General features: G+C 70.2%; 16 protein-coding genes. All 16 read right to left on the bottom strand.

Going from position 1 to position 17,361, the window contains the following annotated elements; genetic code table 11:
• Window positions 1-45: 45 nt before the first annotated feature.
• Complete coding sequence (gene ispG / locus STSP_RS20450; RefSeq protein ID WP_067279988.1) at window positions 46-1,236, bottom strand: flavodoxin-dependent (E)-4-hydroxy-3-methylbut-2-enyl-diphosphate synthase; 1,191 nt, start codon at window positions 1,234-1,236, stop codon at window positions 46-48.
• The gene (gene hpnH / locus STSP_RS20455; protein ID WP_067280176.1) at window positions 1,233-2,267 is read right to left on the bottom strand and encodes an adenosyl-hopene transferase HpnH; all 1,035 of its coding nucleotides are present in this window, start codon (window positions 2,265-2,267) and stop codon (window positions 1,233-1,235) included. The genes ispG and hpnH overlap by 4 nt, the downstream gene beginning before the upstream one ends.
• Window positions 2,268-2,272: 5 nt before the next feature.
• Window positions 2,273-2,923, bottom strand: coding sequence for a phosphorylase family protein (locus STSP_RS20460; protein ID WP_067279991.1), 651 nt, complete (start codon window positions 2,921-2,923; stop codon window positions 2,273-2,275).
• Window positions 2,923-4,929, bottom strand: coding sequence for a squalene--hopene cyclase (gene shc / locus STSP_RS20465; RefSeq protein WP_067279993.1), 2,007 nt, complete (start codon window positions 4,927-4,929; stop codon window positions 2,923-2,925). The genes STSP_RS20460 and shc overlap by 1 nt, the downstream gene beginning before the upstream one ends.
• A gap of 127 nt (window positions 4,930-5,056) precedes the next feature.
• Window positions 5,057-6,187 (bottom strand): polyprenyl synthetase family protein, encoded by a 1,131-nt coding sequence (locus STSP_RS20470; protein ID WP_078067355.1) that lies wholly within the window; start codon window positions 6,185-6,187, stop codon window positions 5,057-5,059.
• A complete protein-coding gene (gene hpnE, locus STSP_RS20475) occupies window positions 6,184-7,731 on the bottom strand; it encodes a hydroxysqualene dehydroxylase HpnE (protein WP_232789733.1) in 1,548 nt (515 codons plus the stop codon). Before hpnE ends, STSP_RS20470 begins: the two co-directional genes overlap by 4 nt.
• An 8-nt stretch (window positions 7,732-7,739) precedes the next feature.
• Window positions 7,740-7,892, bottom strand: coding sequence for a DUF6380 family protein (locus STSP_RS41270; RefSeq protein WP_408646336.1), 153 nt, complete (start codon window positions 7,890-7,892; stop codon window positions 7,740-7,742).
• On the bottom strand, window positions 7,889-8,842 hold the full coding sequence (gene hpnD / locus STSP_RS20480; protein WP_067280001.1) for a presqualene diphosphate synthase HpnD: 954 nt from the start codon (window positions 8,840-8,842) through the stop codon (window positions 7,889-7,891). The genes STSP_RS41270 and hpnD overlap by 4 nt, the downstream gene beginning before the upstream one ends.
• Window positions 8,839-9,744 carry a squalene synthase HpnC gene (gene hpnC / locus STSP_RS20485; RefSeq protein ID WP_067280004.1) on the bottom strand — a complete coding sequence of 302 codons (906 nt, stop codon included), beginning with the start codon at window positions 9,742-9,744 and terminating at the stop codon, window positions 8,839-8,841. Before hpnC ends, hpnD begins: the two co-directional genes overlap by 4 nt.
• Before the next feature lie 486 nt (window positions 9,745-10,230).
• On the bottom strand, window positions 10,231-11,016 hold the full coding sequence (locus STSP_RS20490) for an ABC transporter ATP-binding protein (RefSeq protein ID WP_232789729.1): 786 nt from the start codon (window positions 11,014-11,016) through the stop codon (window positions 10,231-10,233).
• Window positions 11,003-11,941 carry an ABC transporter permease gene (locus STSP_RS20495; RefSeq protein WP_067280007.1) on the bottom strand — a complete coding sequence of 313 codons (939 nt, stop codon included), beginning with the start codon at window positions 11,939-11,941 and terminating at the stop codon, window positions 11,003-11,005. The genes STSP_RS20490 and STSP_RS20495 overlap by 14 nt, the downstream gene beginning before the upstream one ends.
• Window positions 11,942-12,037: 96 nt before the next feature.
• Window positions 12,038-12,883: a glycosyltransferase family 2 protein gene (locus STSP_RS20500; RefSeq protein WP_067280180.1), complete on the bottom strand. Its 846-nt coding sequence runs from the start codon at window positions 12,881-12,883 to the stop codon at window positions 12,038-12,040.
• Window positions 12,884-12,936: 53 nt separating this feature from the next.
• Window positions 12,937-13,716: a CDP-alcohol phosphatidyltransferase family protein gene (locus tag STSP_RS20505; RefSeq protein ID WP_078067356.1), complete on the bottom strand. Its 780-nt coding sequence runs from the start codon at window positions 13,714-13,716 to the stop codon at window positions 12,937-12,939.
• Window positions 13,694-14,755: an iron-containing alcohol dehydrogenase family protein gene (locus STSP_RS20510; RefSeq protein ID WP_067280012.1), complete on the bottom strand. Its 1,062-nt coding sequence runs from the start codon at window positions 14,753-14,755 to the stop codon at window positions 13,694-13,696. Before STSP_RS20510 ends, STSP_RS20505 begins: the two co-directional genes overlap by 23 nt.
• The gene (locus STSP_RS20515) at window positions 14,743-15,495 is read right to left on the bottom strand and encodes a phosphocholine cytidylyltransferase family protein (protein WP_067280014.1); all 753 of its coding nucleotides are present in this window, start codon (window positions 15,493-15,495) and stop codon (window positions 14,743-14,745) included. The genes STSP_RS20510 and STSP_RS20515 overlap by 13 nt, the downstream gene beginning before the upstream one ends.
• Window positions 15,492-17,303 carry a DUF5941 domain-containing protein gene (locus tag STSP_RS20520; RefSeq protein ID WP_067280016.1) on the bottom strand — a complete coding sequence of 604 codons (1,812 nt, stop codon included), beginning with the start codon at window positions 17,301-17,303 and terminating at the stop codon, window positions 15,492-15,494. Before STSP_RS20520 ends, STSP_RS20515 begins: the two co-directional genes overlap by 4 nt.
• Window positions 17,304-17,361: the final 58 nt, after the last annotated feature.

Below are 17,361 nucleotides of genomic sequence, written 5' to 3' on the forward strand. Positions count from 1 at the left end.
TCGACACCATCGCGCTCCTTCGGCTCACTCGCTGACAAGTGGTACTCAGCTCACGACGACGCCGGACGCTCCCGGCGTGGTGACCGTCGGGGCACCGGAGGCGACCCCGTCGTCCTCCATCTGCTCGGCGAGCCTCATGGCCTCCTCGATGAGGGTCTCCACGATCTTCGACTCGGGCACCGTCTTGATCACCTCGCCCTTCACGAAGATCTGCCCCTTGCCATTGCCCGAGGCGACGCCGAGATCCGCCTCGCGGGCCTCACCGGGACCGTTCACGACGCACCCCATGACGGCCACGCGCAGCGGCACCTCCATACCCGTCAGACCTGCCGTGACCTCCTCGGCCAGCTTGTACACATCCACCTGCGCACGCCCGCACGACGGACACGACACGATCTCCAGACCCCGCTGGCGCAGGTTCAGCGACTCCAGGATCTGGATGCCGACCTTGACCTCCTCCACGGGAGGCGCGCTCAGCGAGACGCGGATGGTGTCCCCGATCCCCTGGGACAGCAGCGCACCGAAGGCGACAGCAGACTTGATCGTGCCCTGGAACGCCGGACCGGCCTCCGTCACACCCAGATGCAGCGGATAGTCGCACTGGGCGGCCAGCTGCCGGTACGCCTCGATCATCACGACCGGGTCGTTGTGCTTGACGGAGATCTTGATGTCCCGGAAGTCGTGCTCCTCGAAGAGGGACGCCTCCCACAGGGCGGACTCGACGAGGGCCTCAGGCGTCGCCTTGCCGTATTTCTGCAGCAGCCGCCGGTCCAGGGAACCCGCGTTCACACCGATACGGATCGGCGTGCCGTGATCCTTAGCCGCCTTCGCGATCTCCCTGACCTTGTCGTCGAACTGCTTGATGTTGCCCGGGTTCACCCGCACCGCCGCACAACCCGCCTCGATCGCCGCGAAGACGTACTTCGGCTGGAAGTGGATGTCCGCGATCACCGGGATCTGCGACTTGCGCGCGATGGTCGCCAGCGCGTCCGCGTCGTCCTGCGTCGGACACGCCACACGCACGATCTGGCACCCCGAAGCCGTCAGCTCCGCGATCTGCTGCAGCGTCGCACCGATGTCCGAGGTCCGCGTCGTCGTCATCGACTGCACCGACACCGGCGCGCCCCCGCCCACGGCCACGGGCCCGACCTGGATCTGCCGCGAGACACGACGCTCGGCGATCGGCCGGGCCGGCAGTTCCGGAATCCCCAGTGAGACAGGCTCCACAGTCGTCATGGCGTCACCTGCGGCTTTCCGTTGCCCAGGGTCTCGCGGGCCGCCCGCAGAGACTCCTTGAGCGAGCCCATGGTGGCCATGACGGCGGTGGGCTCGTAGCCGCAGTGCGCCATGCAATTGGCGCACCGCGGGTCCTTGCCTCGGCCGTACGCATCCCAGTCGGTCTCCTCCAGGAGCTGCCGGTACGTCGGGACGTACCCGTCGCTCATCAGATAGCAGGGCTTCTGCCAGCCGAAGAGGGAATAGCTCGGGATGGCCCAGGCGGTGCACGGGAAGTCGACCTTGCCTTCCAGGAAGTCCAGGAAGAGCGGGCTCTGGTTGAGGCGCCAGCGCCTTCGGTTGCCGCCTGCGAAGGCCTTCTTGAACAGCTCGCGGGTCTGCTGGACGCCCAGGAAGTGCTCCTGGTCGGGGGCCTTCTCGTAGGCGTAGGCGGGCGAGAGCATCATCTCGTCGACCTTGAGGTCGTCGTTGAGGAAGTTGAGCACGTCGATGACGGTCTGCGGGGTGTCGGTGTTGAAGAACGTCGAGTTGGTGGTGACCCGGAAGCCCCGCCGCTTGGCCTCCTTGATGGCCTCCACCGCCTCGTCGAAGACGCCTTCCTTGGCGACCGACTCGTCATGCCGCTCCCGGAGGCCGTCGACGTGCACGGCCCACGCGAAGTACGGCGACGGCTTGAACTTGTCCATCTTCTTGCGCATCAGCAGCGCGTTGGTGCACAGGAAGACGAACTTCTTCTTCGCCACCAACTGCCGTACGATCTCGTCGATCTGCGGATGCATCAGCGGCTCGCCGCCGGCGATCGACACCATCGGCGCACCGGACTCGAGTACGGCGCCCACGGCCTGGGCCACCGGCATGCGCTGCTTGAGCACTCCCGCCGGGTGCTGGATCTTGCCGCAGCCCTCGCATTTGAGGTTGCACGCGAAGAGCGGTTCCAGTTCGACGAGCAGCGCGAACTTGTCCCGCCTGCGCAGCTTCTGCTCAAACAGATACGTAGCGACCTTGATGGTCTGACGGAGCGGCATGGCCATCTTGCTCACCTCCTGGGGAGCAGCGAATTACGGTGCCATTCAAAGAACACAGGCAGCACGGAACGAAGAACATGGAAAGCTGATATTCCACCTCGGACCGTGCCGATTCGGACGAGCTCATGCTCTGGAGCGTCCACGACCACCCGGACGGCCGCAACCGGGCGCGGACCCACCCGAACGGCCGAGCGGAGCGTCGCCGCTGATTCCATGTCCACCGCGATCGCGCCCTTGGCCAGCAGCTCGGAACGCTCGTGACCTCGGACGACGTGGTCGGAGCCGGTGAGCGGCCCGGTGTGGACCGTCCGCCCGGGAACGGCCCGGACCAGCTCCCGTACGAGCAGTTCCGTGCCCGCGCACGGCGTAGTGCCGTCCGGGTCGCGGGTCTCCTCGGCGACCACCAGATCGCCGGGGTGCATGCCCGGTGCGAGCCCGGCGCAGAAGCCGGTGGCCATGACGGCCGCTTCGCGCAGCGCCTCGTCGGCGAGAGCACGCGTGACGGCGCGTTCTGCGGCCTTTGGGCCCATGCCCGTACGCAGGACGGTCACCGGTCCCGCTGCGCCCGCACGCTCACCGGTGCGCAGGGCGAAGCGCTCGATGCCGAGCGCGCAGGCGACCAGCAGGGGCGGCCCCTCCTGGGAGGCCGGGGTCCCTGCCATCAGCTCGCCTTGCCGAAGGACGGTTCCCCGTAGACGTACCGGCCGAGCGCGGTGAGCGGGAAGACCTGCCGGTAGAGGTGGTAGTTGATGGAGAAGTCCCAGGGGAATCCGGTGCCGGTGAAGTACGGCTCGTCCCAGGAGCCGTCCCCTCCTTGCGTCTCGGCGAGCCAGGCGATGCCGCGCTCCACAGCCTTGGACTCCTGTTCGCCGGCCGCGAGCAGCGCGAGCAGCGCCCAGGCGGTCTGCGAGGCGGTGGAGGCGCCCCGGCCGCTCCACCCCGCCACGTCGCGGTACGAGCGCAGGTCCTCGCCCCAGCCGCCGTCGTCGTTCTGGACGGACTCCAGCCAGGCGACGGCGCGGCGGATCGCGGGGTGCGAGCCGGGCAGTCCGGCGGCCGTCAGCGCGGGCACCACCGATCCGGTGCCGTACACGTAGTTGACGCCCCAGCGGCCGAACCAGGAGCCGTTCGCCTCCTGCTCCGCGAGCAGCCACTCGATGCCGCGGCGCGTGGCCGGGTGGTGGGCCTTCCCGTCGGCCGCCAGCATCTCCACGACGTGCGCGGTGACGTCGGCGGACGGCGGGTCGATGACCTCACCGAAGTCGCAGAACGGCAGCCGGTTCGGGAAGCTGCTGTCGTTGTCGACGTCGAAGGCGCCCCAGGCGCCGTTCTTCGACTGCATGCCGAGGTTCCAGTGCACACCCCGGTCGATGGCGCGCTCGACGCGGTCGGGGTCCGGGTGCTTGACGCGCCGGAGGGCGAGGACGACCTCGGCGGTGTCGTCGATGTCCGGGTAGTTGTCGTTGTGGAACTCGAACGCCCATCCGCCCGGGGTGAGGTGCGGCCTGCGGACCGACCAGTCACCCGGACGGACGATCTGCTCGCCCAGCATCCAGTCGGCGGCCTTGACGAGCTGCGGGTGGTCGGCGGGCAGGCCCGCGTCGGCGAGCGCGATGGTCGCGAGGCACGTGTCCCATACGGGCGACTGGCACGCCTCGATCATCCGGGCCCCGTCCTTCCGCCATACGGCGTACCGGTCGAGCGACTCGAGGCCCGCGCGCATCACCGGGTGCTCGAGGTCGTAGCCGAGCAGATGCAGCGCGATCAGCGAGTACACGGCGGGCGGCTGGATGCCTCCCCAGCAGCCGTCGTTCTCCTGGCGCTCGATGATCCAGCGGGCCGCGGAGTTCATCGCCGCCCTGCGCAGGCGGCGCGGCGCGACCTTGTGATACGCGTGCAAGGCCTTGTCCAGGCGCTCGAAGACGCCGTCCCAGCTGGCCACGGGCGCGAGGCGCCGGGGTGGACTGGGGTTGCGCGGATCGCTGTGCAGCTCGTCGAGCGGGAAGGGCGCGGGACGCACCGGCCGCTTCGCGGAGACGATGGTCAGCGGCACGATGGTCTGCCGGGCCCAGCAGCCGAAGTCGTAGATGTTGAGCGGGAACCACTTCGGGAAGTAGATGAGCTCGGGCGGGAGTTCGGGCAGGTCGTCCCACTTCCACCAGCCGAAGAGGGCGAGCCAGATGCGGGTGAAGACCCGGCTTGCGGCGATGCCGCCCTGCTCGCGGATCCATTCCGCGGCCTTGGCCATGTGCGGGTCGTCGGGGCTGTCCCCGGCAAGGCGCAGCGCGACATACGCCTCGATGGTGGTGGAGAGCTCGCCGGGCCCGCCGTAGAACGTGGCCCAGGTGCCGTCGTCGCGCTGCTCGCCGCGGACGAAGAGGGCGGCGGCTTTGGTGGTCGCCTCGTCCCGGATGCCCAGGAACTGCCTCAGCAGCAGGTCTTCGGCGTCCATCGTGACGTTGGTCTCGAGGTCGCCCTTCCACCAGCCCTGGGCGTCCTGGCGGACGAGAAGGAAGTCAGTGGCGCGTTCGAGGGCGCGGGTGGCGGCTTCACGCGTCCCGGCCGCCGCGGGCGTCGATTCGGTTGTTCCGGCTTGTCCAGTTGTTCCGCTGGCCGAGGCAGCGCGGGGCGGAACCGCTCCGGTGCTTCCATCGGTCGTCGCTGTCATGGCTTCCCCTTCGTGCAGTGGTCGTTCTGCTGGGTCCGCCGTCGGCCGGTGCCTGGTGGGCACCGGCCGGCGACTGCGCTGGAGATCCGGGGGCCGCCCCGGAAGCACACCTATGGGCCGATAGCGATCATCTCTTCCGTACGACGACGAAGTCGGCGAGCGCGACGAGCTGCGCCCGCACCTGGTCGGGCATGTCGACGGCGTCCAGCGCCTCGATGGCGATGGCGTGCTGCCGCCTGGCCTCCTCGGCGGTCCACTGGCGGCCGCCCGCCTCCTCGATGAGGGCGGCACGCGCGGCGAACTCCTCCTCGGAGAAGCTGTCGAAGTCGGTGCTCTTGGCGTCGGCGGAGAGCAGCTCGCCGAGCCGCTCCGATGCCGGGCCGCCCGCCGCGAGCGCGGCCACGACCGGCAGGGACTTCTTGCGCTGACGCAGGTCGCTCCACGTCTGCTTGCCGGTGGCCTCCGGGTCGCCCCAGATGCCCAGCAGGTCGTCGACGGCCTGGAAGGCGAGGCCGAGGTGGTAGCCGTACTTCTCCAGGGTGTCCGCGGTGCGATCGTCGGCGCCGCCGAGCACCGCGCCGATGGAGCACGCACAGGCGAGGAGGGCGCCCGTCTTGTTGCCCTCCATCTCCAGGCACTCCTCGACGGTGACGCGCTCGCGGTGCTCGTAGGAGATGTCCTGCGCCTGGCCGTCGATGAGCGCGCGGGTCGCGGCGGTGAGGCGGCGCGTGGCGCGGCCCGCCTCGACGGTGCCGAGCTCAAGCAGGATCTCGTTGGCGAGGGCGAAGAGGGCGTCGCCGACGAGGATGGCCTGCGCCGGGCCGTGCACCTTCCACACCGTGTCGCGGTGGCGGCGCTGCTCGTCGCCGTCCATCAGGTCGTCGTGCAGGAGCGAGAAATTGTGCACCAGCTCGACGGCGACCGCGCCGGGGACGCCGACCTCGGGGGCGGCACCTGCGGCCTGCGCGGACAGCAGGGCCAGCGCGGGGCGTACGGCCTTGCCGCCGTCGCCGTCGGAGGGGTTGCCCTCGGCGTCGATCCAGCCGAAGTGGTAGGCGGCGACGGTGTCCATGGGCGCTGCGAGGCGCTCCACGGCGGCCCTCAGCACCGGTGCGGCCAGCGTCCGGCCGCGCTCGAGCAGCGCGGTCACGTCCACCGCGTCGGCAGCCGATTCGGCCGGGGGCACAGTGGGCACAGTCTCTCCTCTTGTTGCGGTACCGGGGATACGGGGGCTTGCCCCGTGCAGTGCGGACGTCACCGGATGCCACCTCGCAGTGATGCGCCGGTTCCCTCGGGTGTCCGGCCGGGGGTCCGGCCCGCGGCGAAGCCGCTGCCTGTTGCCGCGTCCCCCGGGAGTGCGCGGTCCTGGGCGTCCTCGACGAGCTCGAAGAGGTGGTCGCGCGGCCGGCCGAGAGCGCGCAGCGCGGCGCCCGCCGCGCTGACGCCGCTGCGGACCGCGCTCTCCATCGTCGCGGGCCACCCGGTGGCGGTCCACGCTCCGGCCAGGTAGAGGCCGGGGGCCTTGGTGCGGGCGCCGGGCCGAAGCCTGCCGACGCCGGGGGCGGGCGCGAACGTCGCGGTGCGCTCCCGGGTGACGAAGAAGTCGCGCACCTCGGCACCGCGCGCGGCGGGCAGCAGCCGCTCCAGCTCCGGCAGATAGCGTTCGCGCAGGGTGGCGACGGGATCGTCGATCTCGTCGTGGACGGCCGACTGGGATAGCGCCAGATACTGACCACTCGTCAGACCGGAGGCGTCGGTGCGGTCGAACACCCACTGCACCGGGGAGCCGAGCGCGGCGAAGAACGGCCGCCTGAGCACCTTGCGGTCGTAGACGACGTGGACGTTGAGGATGGGCGCGGTGCCGATGGACAGCAGCCGCTCGGGCTCGTCGAGGGCACCGTCCGGGAGCAGATCGTGCGCCTCGCGCTGCGGTACGGCGAGCACGACGGCGTCGGCGCCGAACCGCTCCCCGGGAACCTCTACGTACCAACGCCCGTTATCCGTACGGGAGATGGAGGTGACGCGTGTACGGAGTTCGGTGCGGACGCCCGCGGTGTCGAGCGCCTTGCGGGCCAGCGTGTCGTGGAGTTCACCGAGGGACACCCGTGCCCAGCCGATGTCGGCGGCCCCCGGGTCGGACAGCAGCCCGGTCTTGAAGACCATCGCGGCCAGGCCCAGCGAGGCGTCGCCCGCGACGGCGTTCAGCGTGGCGACACCGACCAGGTCCCACAGCGCTTCGACGGCGCGCGGCGACTGGCCGTGCCGGGCCAGCCAGCTGCCGAAGTCCTGTGCGTCCAGCGCCGGATCGGCCGGGTCGAGCTTCTTGAGGGCCAGCGCGGCCCGCCCCACCTTGGCGCGTTCGGCGAGCGACAGGTGCGGATACGTGGCGAGGCTCGACGCGAGATGCAGCGGTACGGGCAGGGCGGTGCGGCGGAGCCTGCCGAGCCGGAGTCCGTTTCGGGACCCGTTGGCGCCGGCGTCAGAGCCCGCGTCGAGCACGGGTACGTCGAGTCGTTCCTGCAGCGGCGCGAGCGGCGTGCCGTCGATGCGGTCCAGGAACCAGCGGTAGGCGGTGCAGCAGCGCAGATAGACGTGCTGGCCGTTGTCGACGGTCAGGTCGCCCCGCTGGAAGGAGAAGGCGAGCCCGCCCAGACGCGGGCGCCCCTCGAGCAGGGTCACCTGCACTCCGGCGTCGGCGAGTGCCAGCGCAGTGGTGATGCCGGCGAGTCCTCCGCCGACCACCACGGCGGCGGCCCTCCCTGGGCCGCCTGCGGCGTGTGCGTCCAGCTCGTCCGGCTGCATGTCGTCGCTCATCGCGTGCCCTCCCCACCGGCCCAGCGCTCGATGTCGGCGAAGCGCTCGACGATCGCACGAGGGGCCGCCGCTGTGAGGGACGCCACGCCGAGGCGGAGGGTTGCGCACCGTTTGCCGCGAGTTGTCACACGGCGGCCGTGGAGGTTCACCGGGCGCGCCTCCTGACGGTTCCCCGGGAGACCTGCCGGGCGTCGAGACCGGACAGTCCGCGCACGGCGACATAGGCCTTCTCGCGGCCGGGCAGGGAGACACGCCCACGCAGCACGGCCTCAGGGTCGCGCTCGATACGGTCGAGCAGGCGCCGGTAGATGCCGGCCATCGCCGCGACACAGGCGCCGCTGCGCCGGTCGAGCATGGGCAGCAGCCGGTACCCCTCGGCGAACAGGGCGCGGGCACGCCGTACCTCGAAGTGCACCAGGCCGGGGAAGTCGGAGCCGGCTGGCGGCCTGGGACCGCTGAAACCTGCCGAACAGCCGAACTTGGCGAGGTCGTCGGCGGGCAGATAGGTGCGGCCGCCCTCCGCGTCCTCACGGATGTCCCGGAGGATGTTGGTGAGTTGCAGCGCGAGGCCGAGCGTGTCGGCGTACTCGGGCGCGCGCTCGGCGTTGCGCGCGCCCGGCTCGGTGCCGAACACGCCGAGGGAAAGCCGCCCGATGGCGCCGGCGACACAACGGCAGTAGACCTTCAGGTCCTCCCAGGTCTCATAGGTCTCGCCGCGGACGTCCATGACGACGCCGTCGATCAGTTCGTCGAGCCCGCCGAGCGGGATCGGGAACTGCTCCGCGGCATGCGCGAGGGCCACGGCCACCGGGTCTGTGTCGTCCTCGGCGACCTTGCCTTCACGGATGCCGTCCAGCACGGCGCGCGTCTCGTCGAGCCGGGCCGTCTTGACCTCGGGTGCGAGGTCGCCGTCGCCGATGTCGTCGACGCGCCGCGAGAACGCGTAGAGCGCCGACATCGCACGGCGCTTCGGCGCGGGCAGGAGCCGGATGCCGTAGGCGAAGTTGCGGGCCTGCCGGCCGGTGACGGCCTCGCAGTAGCTGTAGGCGGCGAGCACTGGTGCGGACACGTGCTGGTCTTCCTCCACGGTCCGGATCACCCCTCTCCTCGCAGAGTCGCGCCCACCTCGCGCAGCAACCGGAGCTTGGCGGGTCTCGGCGGTCCAGGAAGTACGTCGTATCCGGCGGCGGCGATCGCGTGGACGGCCGCCCTTCCTCCTGCCACGAACCCGGCGAGCAGCAGCTTCAGCCTGCCGTGGACGCTACCCACCAGGGGGGTGCCTTCATTCAGCAGGCCCCGGGCGCGTTCTGCTTCGTATGCAACCAGCGCGCGCACCGATGCGCCTGCGGTCGGTGCGCGGAGGTCCTCCTCCTGGACGTGGAATCTCTTCATGTCCTCGGCGGGCAGGTAGATGCGGTCGCGGCCGAGGTCCTCGGTGACGTCCTGGAGGTGCTCGACGATCTGCAGGGCCGTGCAGATCGCGTCGGAGAGGCGGATCCGCTCCGGTGTCGCGGTGCCGGTGATGGCGAGGACGAGCCGCCCCACGGGGTTGGCCGACAGCTCGCAGTACGCGAGGAGGTCGTCGTAGGTCTCGTAGCGCGAGACGAGCTGGTCCTGGCGGTTCGCCGCGATCAGGCCGAGGAAGGGCTCGGGGGTGAGCCCGTGCCGCCGTACGACGGGCTGGAGCCGCCGCAGCAGGGGGTGACGGGGCGTCGAATCGAACACCTTTTGGAGGTCTGTCTCAAAAGCGTCGAGCAGGGCGAGCTTGTCGTCCGTAGCCTCCGCTCCGACACCCAGCAGGCGGGCATCGGCACCGCCGGGTGCGAGGTCCCCGTCACCGATGTCGTCCACGAGGCGCGCGAAGCCGTACACGGCCATCAGATCGTCGCGCCAGGCGCGGGGCAGGAAGAACGGCGCCACGGGAAAGTTCTCGTCCGCGGCCTTGTCGAGCGTGGCACGGGCCGGGGCTTCCTCGGACGTCACCCGGGAGACGGCCTTCATACGCGCCCCTTCGGTTCCCGTCACCGCCGGCTGCCCGGCGCGTGGACGGCGGACGCATCGCGGAGCCGGAGTTCCGTAGACATTGCCGTCACATCTCCCGTTCTACACTGCCGACCCAATACATCCTATTTCGGACACGCCGCCCAGCAGCTCACCGAGGACTCCCCCCGGACCGGCCCGGGAGACACCCCCCTCGGAGCCGGGCGCTGTACGTATCGCCCTACTTGCCGCGAATCAGCAACCGGTACAGCTTACGTTGTACAACGCGCCACGGTGCGGCGGGGTGTCCTGCGCATCACAACAACACACCGATCGCCGTCAAGCTTCCCTGGGAGCAGGGGAATTGAGATGCAGGCGTGCGGGGACCCTCCGGAGTCGCGATGGAGCCCTGGCGGCCGGTCATGACAGCTGTCACGGCGTCGGTCCCGGCCGACGGCCTGACCGACCGACGGTCCCGGGACCGCGGCCCGGAGACCGCGGCCCTCGCTACTTGCCCGTGAACTTCTCGTACTCCTTGAGTACCTCTTCCGTCGGTCCGTCCATACGCAGCTCGCCGCGCTCCAGCCAGAGCACGCGGTCGCAGGTGTCCCGGATCGACTTGTTGTTGTGGCTGACGAGGAAGACCGTGCCGGCGTGCTTGCGCAGTTCGCGGATGCGGGCCTCGGAGCGCTTCTGGAACTTGCGGTCACCGGTGGCCAGCGCCTCGTCGATCATGAGTACGTCGTGGTCCTTGGCGGCCGCGATGGAGAACCGGAGGCGGGCCGCCATACCCGAGGAGTACGTGCGCATGGGCAGCGTGATGAAGTCGCCCTTCTCGTTGATGCCCGAGAAGTCGACGATCTCCTGGTAGCGCGACTTGATCTGCTCACGGGACATGCCCATCGCGAGGCCGCCGAGGATGACGTTGCGCTCGCCGGTCAGGTCGTTCATCAGGGCCGCGTTCACGCCGAGCAGCGAGGGCTGGCCGTCCGTGTAGACCTTGCCCTTCTCGGCGGGCAGCAGGCCTGCGATCGCACGCAGCAGGGTGGACTTGCCGGAGCCGTTCGAGCCGATCAGGCCGATGGCCTCGCCGCGGTACGCGACGAAGCTGACGCCGCGCACCGCGTGCACCTTGCGCACGCCGCGCTCCTCGCCGCGCTTGACGATGCGGCTCAGGGCCGAGGTGGCGCTGCCCTTGCCGGTCTTGGCGCCGTTGACGCGGTAGACGATGTGCAGCTCGTCGGCAATGACGGTGGGGATGTGCGTGTCGGCCCTCTGCTCAGCCACGGCCATACCTCTCCTCAGCCTTCCAGAAGTACACGAAGCCGCCGACGGCGACGAGTACGGCCCAGGCGACCGCGACCGCCCAGGCGTACGGGGGCATGTTCACATCCCACTCGTAGCCGTCGATCAGCGCCCAGCGCATCAGGTCCATATAGATGGCGGCCGGGTTCCACTGCAGGACGTCGGTGACCCAGACCGGCAGGTCCCGGCCCTTGAGCATGAGCGGGATCGAGAACATGACGCCGGACGCGTACATCCAGGTACGCATGACGAACGGCATCAGCTGCGCGAGGTCGGGGGTCTTGCTGCCGAGCCGCGCCATGATCATTGCAAGACCCATGTTGAACAGGAACTGCAGGGCCAGGATCGGGACGATCGCCAGCCACTTGAGCGAGGGGTAGCTGCCGAAGCCGATGGTGACGCAGAACAGCACGATCATCGAGAACAGCAGCTGTTGGAGCTGCTGCAGCGAGAACGAGATCGGCAGCGAGGCACGCGGGAAGTGCAGCGCGCGCACCAGGCCGAGGTTGCCCGAGATCGCCCGGACGCCGGCCATCACCGAGCTCTGCGTGAAGGTGAAGACGAAGACACCCGTCACGAGGAACGGGATGTAGACCTTGATGCCCATGCCCCGGTCGGCCTGCAGGATCAGACCGAAGATCAGGAAGTAGACCGCCGCGTTCAGCAGCGGGGTCGCCACCTGCCACAGCTGGCCGAGCTTGGCCTGGCTGTACTGGGCGGTCAGCTTCGCCTGCGAGAAGGCGAGGATGAAGTGGCGCCGGCCCCAGAGCTGACGGACGTACTCGAACAGGCCGGGCCGGGCGCCGCTGACGGCGAGGCCGTACTTGGCGGCCAGCTCGGCCGGAGAGAGCCCGTCGTCGGGGGACGGAGGGGCGCTCACCGCGATTCCCCCGTCATGCGTTGTCTCACTCACAGATGGAAACTTTCGTCCTCAAGATGCGCAGCCTGGTCGGGCATAGGCAGGAGCCAGGGACCGGCTCACGGCCCGAATGCTCTCAGACCGAGCTTGTCAGATGACAGGAGGGCGGCCCAGTCGGGTCAGCCGCCACACCGTACGCCACTTCATCGGGCGCCGGGGGCCGCACGCGGTGGTCCAGCCCTCTCTGAAGCCGCCGAACCACGCCTTCAGGGCGGGGCGCGACGGGCGGCGCGCCAGGGTCAGCAGCAGCCAGACGCCCAGGTAGACCGGGACCAGCAGGGCGGGCAGATTGCGCCGGGCGAGCCACACGCGGTTGCGGGCGACCATCCGGTGGTAGACCGCGTGCCGGGACGGGGCGGTCGTCGGGTGGTACAGGACCATGTCGGAGCGGTAGTCGATCACCCAGCCCGCGTCCAGGGCCCGCCAGGCGAGATCGGTCTCCTCGTGCGCGTAGAAGAACTCGTCCGGCAGGCCGCCGACCTCGGCGAACACGCGCGTACGGACCGCGTTGGCGCCGCCGAGGAAGGTGGTGACGCGCGAGGAGCGCATCGGGTCGGAGGCGCGCAGCCGCGGCACGTGGCGGCGCTGCGTCTCGCCGGTGTCGGGGTCGGCGATGCGGAAGCTGATGATGCCGAGCTTCGGGTCGTCCGCGAAGGCCTGGCGGCACAGCTCGGCTGTGTCGTGGTGGGCGAGCAGTCCGTCGTCGTCGAGGAACAGGAGGATGTCGACCTCGGACCCGGACGGGCCGAACGCCTCGATGCCGACGTTGCGGCCGCCCGGGATGCCGAGGTTCTCCGGCAGCTCCACGGTCCGTACGCCGTCGGGGACGTCCGGCACCGGTGAGCCGTTGCCGACCACGACCACCTCGACCGGGTCGCCGTCCTGCTTGGCGACCGAGTCGAGGAGGGCGCGGAGCTCCTCGGGGCGGTTGCCCATGGTGATGATGACCGCGCCGACCTTCAGCGGCCTCGGGGACCCGGAGTGCGTCCTCACTTGAGCCTGCTCGAGGCGAGGACGGACACGAGGTGCAGCAGGGTCTGGACCAGCGCGATGCCGGCCAGCACGGCGACGCCGAGCCGCGAGAAGAACAGGTCACCCCTGACCGTGTCCAGGATCGCCAGGACCAGGATCAGCAGGGACGCCTCGACCCCGAGGACGAGGCGGTGGAACTTCAGCGCCGCGGCCGCCTTGCGGGCCAGCGCCATTCCGGAGGAGCGCAGCTCGGACGCCGCTTCCTTGACCGGCGCCATACCGGCCTGGTGCCGGGCGACGCCGACGAGGTCGGTCTCCGCCTTGATCAGGATGGCGCCGAGGGCGGCGAGGGTGCCGAGGAAGGCCCACAGCCAGTCGATCCGGCCGGAGCCCCAGGGGTCGGCGGCGCGCAGGCCGAAGCCGACCAGCACCGCGGCGTCGCACAGGTATGCGCCGACGCGGTCCAGGTACACCCCGCCGAGCGAGTACTGCTTCTTCCAGCGGGCGATCTCGCCGTCGACGCAGTCGAGCAGCAGGTAGAGCTGGACCATCAGCACGCCGAGCACGGCACCCGCCACCCCCGGCACCAGCAGGGCCGGGGCGGCGAGGACGCCGAAGACGGTCATCAGGTAGGTCAGCTGGTTGGGCGTGACCCGCGTGTTCACCAGGTACCGGTCGATGCGCAGCGAGATCTCGCGCATGTAGAGCCGGCCCGCCCAGTGCTCTCCGCTCCGCCGGTCCTTCACACCCGGGGGATGAACGACGGGGCGGAGTTCAGCTACCGATGGCCTTGGCATAGTCGGCGTATGCGTCCTTGATCTGGTCGGTGGTCAGGTCGAGGTGTTCCAGAATCGTGTAACGACCGGGGCGGGTTTTCGGAGCGAACTCCACGACCTGGACGAACTCGTCCATCGTGAAGCCGATCTCCTCCGGGAGGACGGGGAGTCCGTGCCGGTGCAGCACCTCGGCCATGTACGCCGACTCCTCACGGGCGCCGCGCAGGTACATCGCGAAGGCCGCGCCCAGGCCGCACTGCTCGCCGTGGCTCGCCGCGCGCTTGGGGAAGAGGATGTCGAACGCGTGGTTGATCTCGTGGCAGGCGCCGGAGGCCGGGCGGGAGTCGCCCGCGACCGACATGGAGATGCCGGTGAGCACCAGACCCTCGGCGAGCACCTGCAGGAAGCCGTCGTCGCCGACGCCGCCGGGGTGGCGCAGCACGGCCTCGCCCGCCTGGCGCGCCATCGCGGCGGCCAGGCCGTCGATCGCCTCGCCCTTCTCACGGTTGGCGAGCTCCCAGTCGGCGACCGCTGAGATGTTCGACAGGGCGTCGCCGATGCCGGAGCGCACGAAGCGGACCGGGGCCTCGCGGATCACGTCGAGGTCGATCACGACCGCGATCGGGTTCGGCACACCGTACGAGCCGCGGCCCGCGTCGTTGTCGAGGGTCGCGACCGGTGAGCACAGACCGTCGTGCGAGAGGTTCGTGGCGACGGCGACCAGCGGGAGGCCGACACGCGCCGCGGCGAACTTCGCACAGTCGATGATCTTGCCGCCGCCGAGGCCCACGACCGCGTCGTAGTGCCCCTTCTTCATGGCGTCGGCGAGCTTGATCGCGTCGTCGAGCGTGCCGCCGCCGACCTCGAACCAGTCGGCGCCCGGCAGGGCCGGTGCCAGCCGTTCACGCAGCTTCGCCCCGGAGCCGCCGCTGATCGCGACGGCCAGCTTGCCGGAGTGGGAGATGCGCTGGTCGGCGAGGACCCCCGCCAGGTCGTCGAGGGCGCCGGGACGGATGTCCACGACGACCGGCGACGGGATGAGTCGCGTCAGTACTGGCACGCGATCTCACGTCCCTTGGCGAGGTCGTCGTGGTTGTCGATCTCGACCCACTTGACGTCGCCGATGGGCGCGACGTCGACCTTGAAGCCGCGGTTGACGAGCTCCTGGTAGCCGTCCTCGTAGTAGAGCTGCGGGTCCCGCTCGTACGTGGTCTTCAGCGCGTCGGCGAGCTCGTCGGCGGCCTCGCCCTCGATGAGGGTGACGCCGATGTACTCACCGGTGGCCTCGGACGGGTCCATCAGCTTGGTGATCTTCTGGACGCCCTTCTCGGGGTCCACGACGACCTTCATCTCCTCGTCGGCGAGCTTCTTCACCGTGTCGAGGGCGAGGATGATCTTCTTGCCGTCGCCGCGGGCGGCGAGCAGCGTCTTCTCGACGGAGACCGGGTGCACGGTGTCGCCGTTGGCGAGGATCACGCTGTGCTTGATCGCGTCACGGCCGCACCACAGGGAGTAGGCGTTGTTCCACTCCTCGGCCTTGTCGTTGTCGATCAGCGTCAGCTTGAGGCCGTACTTCGCCTCCAGCGCCGCCTTGCGCTCGTACACGGCCTCCTTGCGGTACCCGACGATGATGGCGACCTCCGTCAGGCCGATCTCGGCGAAGTTGCCGAGGGTCAGGTCCAGGACGGTGAGGCTGTCCTCGTTGCCTTCGGGACCCACCGGCACCAGAGCCTTGGGCAGGGTGTCGGTGTAGGGGCGCAGACGCCGTCCGGCGCCGGCCGCCAGCACGAGGCCGATCATGCGGGTTCTCCTTCATCGTGTACGGCGGGTGCGCCGCGTCCATGGGCGGTCACCCAGAAGCGGATGCTCTCGACGAGCACCACGAGTGCCACGGCCACGGCGAGAGCAGTGAGCGCGACGGTGAAATCTGTGTTGTTGAGCAGAGCCGCGACCACGGTGACCACCAGGACTCTGCCCTCGTGTCCGCCGATCGCCCGCACGAGCCAGTGCGGGGGCGCGCCGGCGTCGCCGCGGATGCGGTACACCGTGTCGTAGTGATGGTAGGCGACCGCGGCCACCAGTCCGAAAGCTGCGGGCAAGGCCCCGTTCACACCGGAGTTGGCCGCGAGGACCAGGATCGTGCCGTATTCGGCGACCCGGAAGAACGGCGGAACCAGCCAGTCCAGGGCGGCTTTGAGGGGTCGGGAGACCGCGATCCCGGATGTGACGCAGTACACGAGCGCGGCGATGACGGGCCACGGTCCGCCGAACTCCGTGAGAGCGCTCACAGTGACGACGGCCACGCCGCCGGCGAACGCGTAGACGGGCGGCGGCAGAAGCCGCGCGGCGCTCTTCAGCGCGCGGGCGGACGCCTGCGCAAGCGGCCCGGAGTCGGCGAGATCGGCCAGCGCCTGCGCGGCCCGGTCGGTCCTCTGCGCTTTGCGGGTCAGCGACCTCAGTACGCGGCCCGCTGTGGTGTACGTCGCAGCCATCGCGCACCCGATGAGCAGCACGTAGAAGGTGATACGAGGTGTGGTCACCGCGGTGAGCACGGCGATCATCGCCCAGCGTTCACCGATCGGCAGGACGATCATCCGGCGGAGCCACACCGTCCAGCCGACGCTGTCGAGCTTGTCGGAAAGGGCCGCGGTGGGGCTGGTGTTGGCGGTCGCGTCGTGGTTCGCCTCATTGAAGGAGAAGTCCACGACATGGCGGCACGTCTGCAGCACCATCGCGCCGAGGGCCAGCGCCCATACGTCGTCACCACCACGGGCCGCACCGAGTGCGAGGCCCGCGTAGTAGGCGTACTCCTTGGCCCGGTCGAAGGTCGCGTCGAGCCAGGCGCCGAGCGTCGAGTACTGCAGGGAGTAGCGGGCGAGCTGCCCGTCGGTGCAGTCCAGGACGAAGGAGAACAGGAGCAGCACACCGGCGGCGACGAAGCCGCCGCGCGTGCCGGTGGCGGCGCACCCGGCCGCGATCAGCGCGGTGAGCAGCGAGGCGGTGGTGACCTGATTGGGAGTCAGGCCGCGGCGTGCGCACCAGCGGGCGATGTAGCGCGAGTAGGGGCTGATGCAGAAAGTAGTGAAGAAGCCGTCCCGGGACTTCACGGCGCTGCGCAGGCGTATGGCCTCTTCGTCGACGGCTGCGACGGCCTGCCGGGCTTCGTTGCCCGCCTGTGGGTCGGCGGGGACGGTGGCGACGAGGGAGCCGAGCTCGGGGCGGTGCACCGCGACGCCGTCGTCCTCGAGAGCGGCGGCCACGGTGTCGGCGACGGGCCCTGCGGCGACGGCGCCGCCGCGTGCCATGCCCTCGGCGGCCCTGCGTACGGCGAGCGCCAGCTCCGGGCGGGCGGGAGGCCGGACCGATACGGCGCCGGGCACGGCGGAGGCGTCGAAGCGGGGGTCGGTGAGGCCGAGCCGCAGGGCGTGGACGTGGCCCACGAAACGGGCGTCGACGACCGCGACCCGCTCATCGGCCGGGATCACGTCGAGCAGCGACCCCACGCCGGCGGCGTCGGTGGCGATCCGCACGTCGAAGCCCAGCGACCGCAGATCGCCCTCGAGGGTCGATCCGGGGGCCGGCTGGCCGATGAGGATTGCGGTCGACAGACGAACTCACTCCTTGGTTGCCGGTGCGTCGCGGCGCCGGGCATGCGCATGGTGGGGC

Origin of the sequence: Streptomyces jeddahensis (assembly GCF_001642995.1) — a bacterium.
Lineage (GTDB): Bacteria > Actinomycetota > Actinomycetes > Streptomycetales > Streptomycetaceae > Streptomyces > Streptomyces jeddahensis.

What these genes read in the sequence shown, in the direction of transcription:
- ispG (WP_067279988.1), bottom strand. Translation starts at nt 1,236, where the DNA reads ATGACGACTGTGGAGCCTGTCTCACTGGGGATTCCGGAACTGCCGGCC.
- hpnH (WP_067280176.1), bottom strand. Translation starts at nt 2,267, where the DNA reads ATGGCCATGCCGCTCCGTCAGACCATCAAGGTCGCTACGTATCTGTTT.
- STSP_RS20460 (WP_067279991.1), bottom strand. Translation starts at nt 2,923, where the DNA reads ATGGCAGGGACCCCGGCCTCCCAGGAGGGGCCGCCCCTGCTGGTCGCC.
- shc (WP_067279993.1), bottom strand. Translation starts at nt 4,929, where the DNA reads ATGACAGCGACGACCGATGGAAGCACCGGAGCGGTTCCGCCCCGCGCT.
- hpnE (WP_232789733.1), bottom strand. Translation starts at nt 7,731, where the DNA reads ATGCAGCCGGACGAGCTGGACGCACACGCCGCAGGCGGCCCAGGGAGG.
- hpnC (WP_067280004.1), bottom strand. Translation starts at nt 9,744, where the DNA reads ATGAAGGCCGTCTCCCGGGTGACGTCCGAGGAAGCCCCGGCCCGTGCC.
- STSP_RS20490 (WP_232789729.1), bottom strand. Translation starts at nt 11,016, where the DNA reads ATGGCCGTGGCTGAGCAGAGGGCCGACACGCACATCCCCACCGTCATT.
- STSP_RS20500 (WP_067280180.1), bottom strand. Translation starts at nt 12,883, where the DNA reads ATGGGCAACCGCCCCGAGGAGCTCCGCGCCCTCCTCGACTCGGTCGCC.
- STSP_RS20505 (WP_078067356.1), bottom strand. Translation starts at nt 13,716, where the DNA reads ATGCCAAGGCCATCGGTAGCTGAACTCCGCCCCGTCGTTCATCCCCCG.
- STSP_RS20515 (WP_067280014.1), bottom strand. Translation starts at nt 15,495, where the DNA reads ATGATCGGCCTCGTGCTGGCGGCCGGCGCCGGACGGCGTCTGCGCCCC.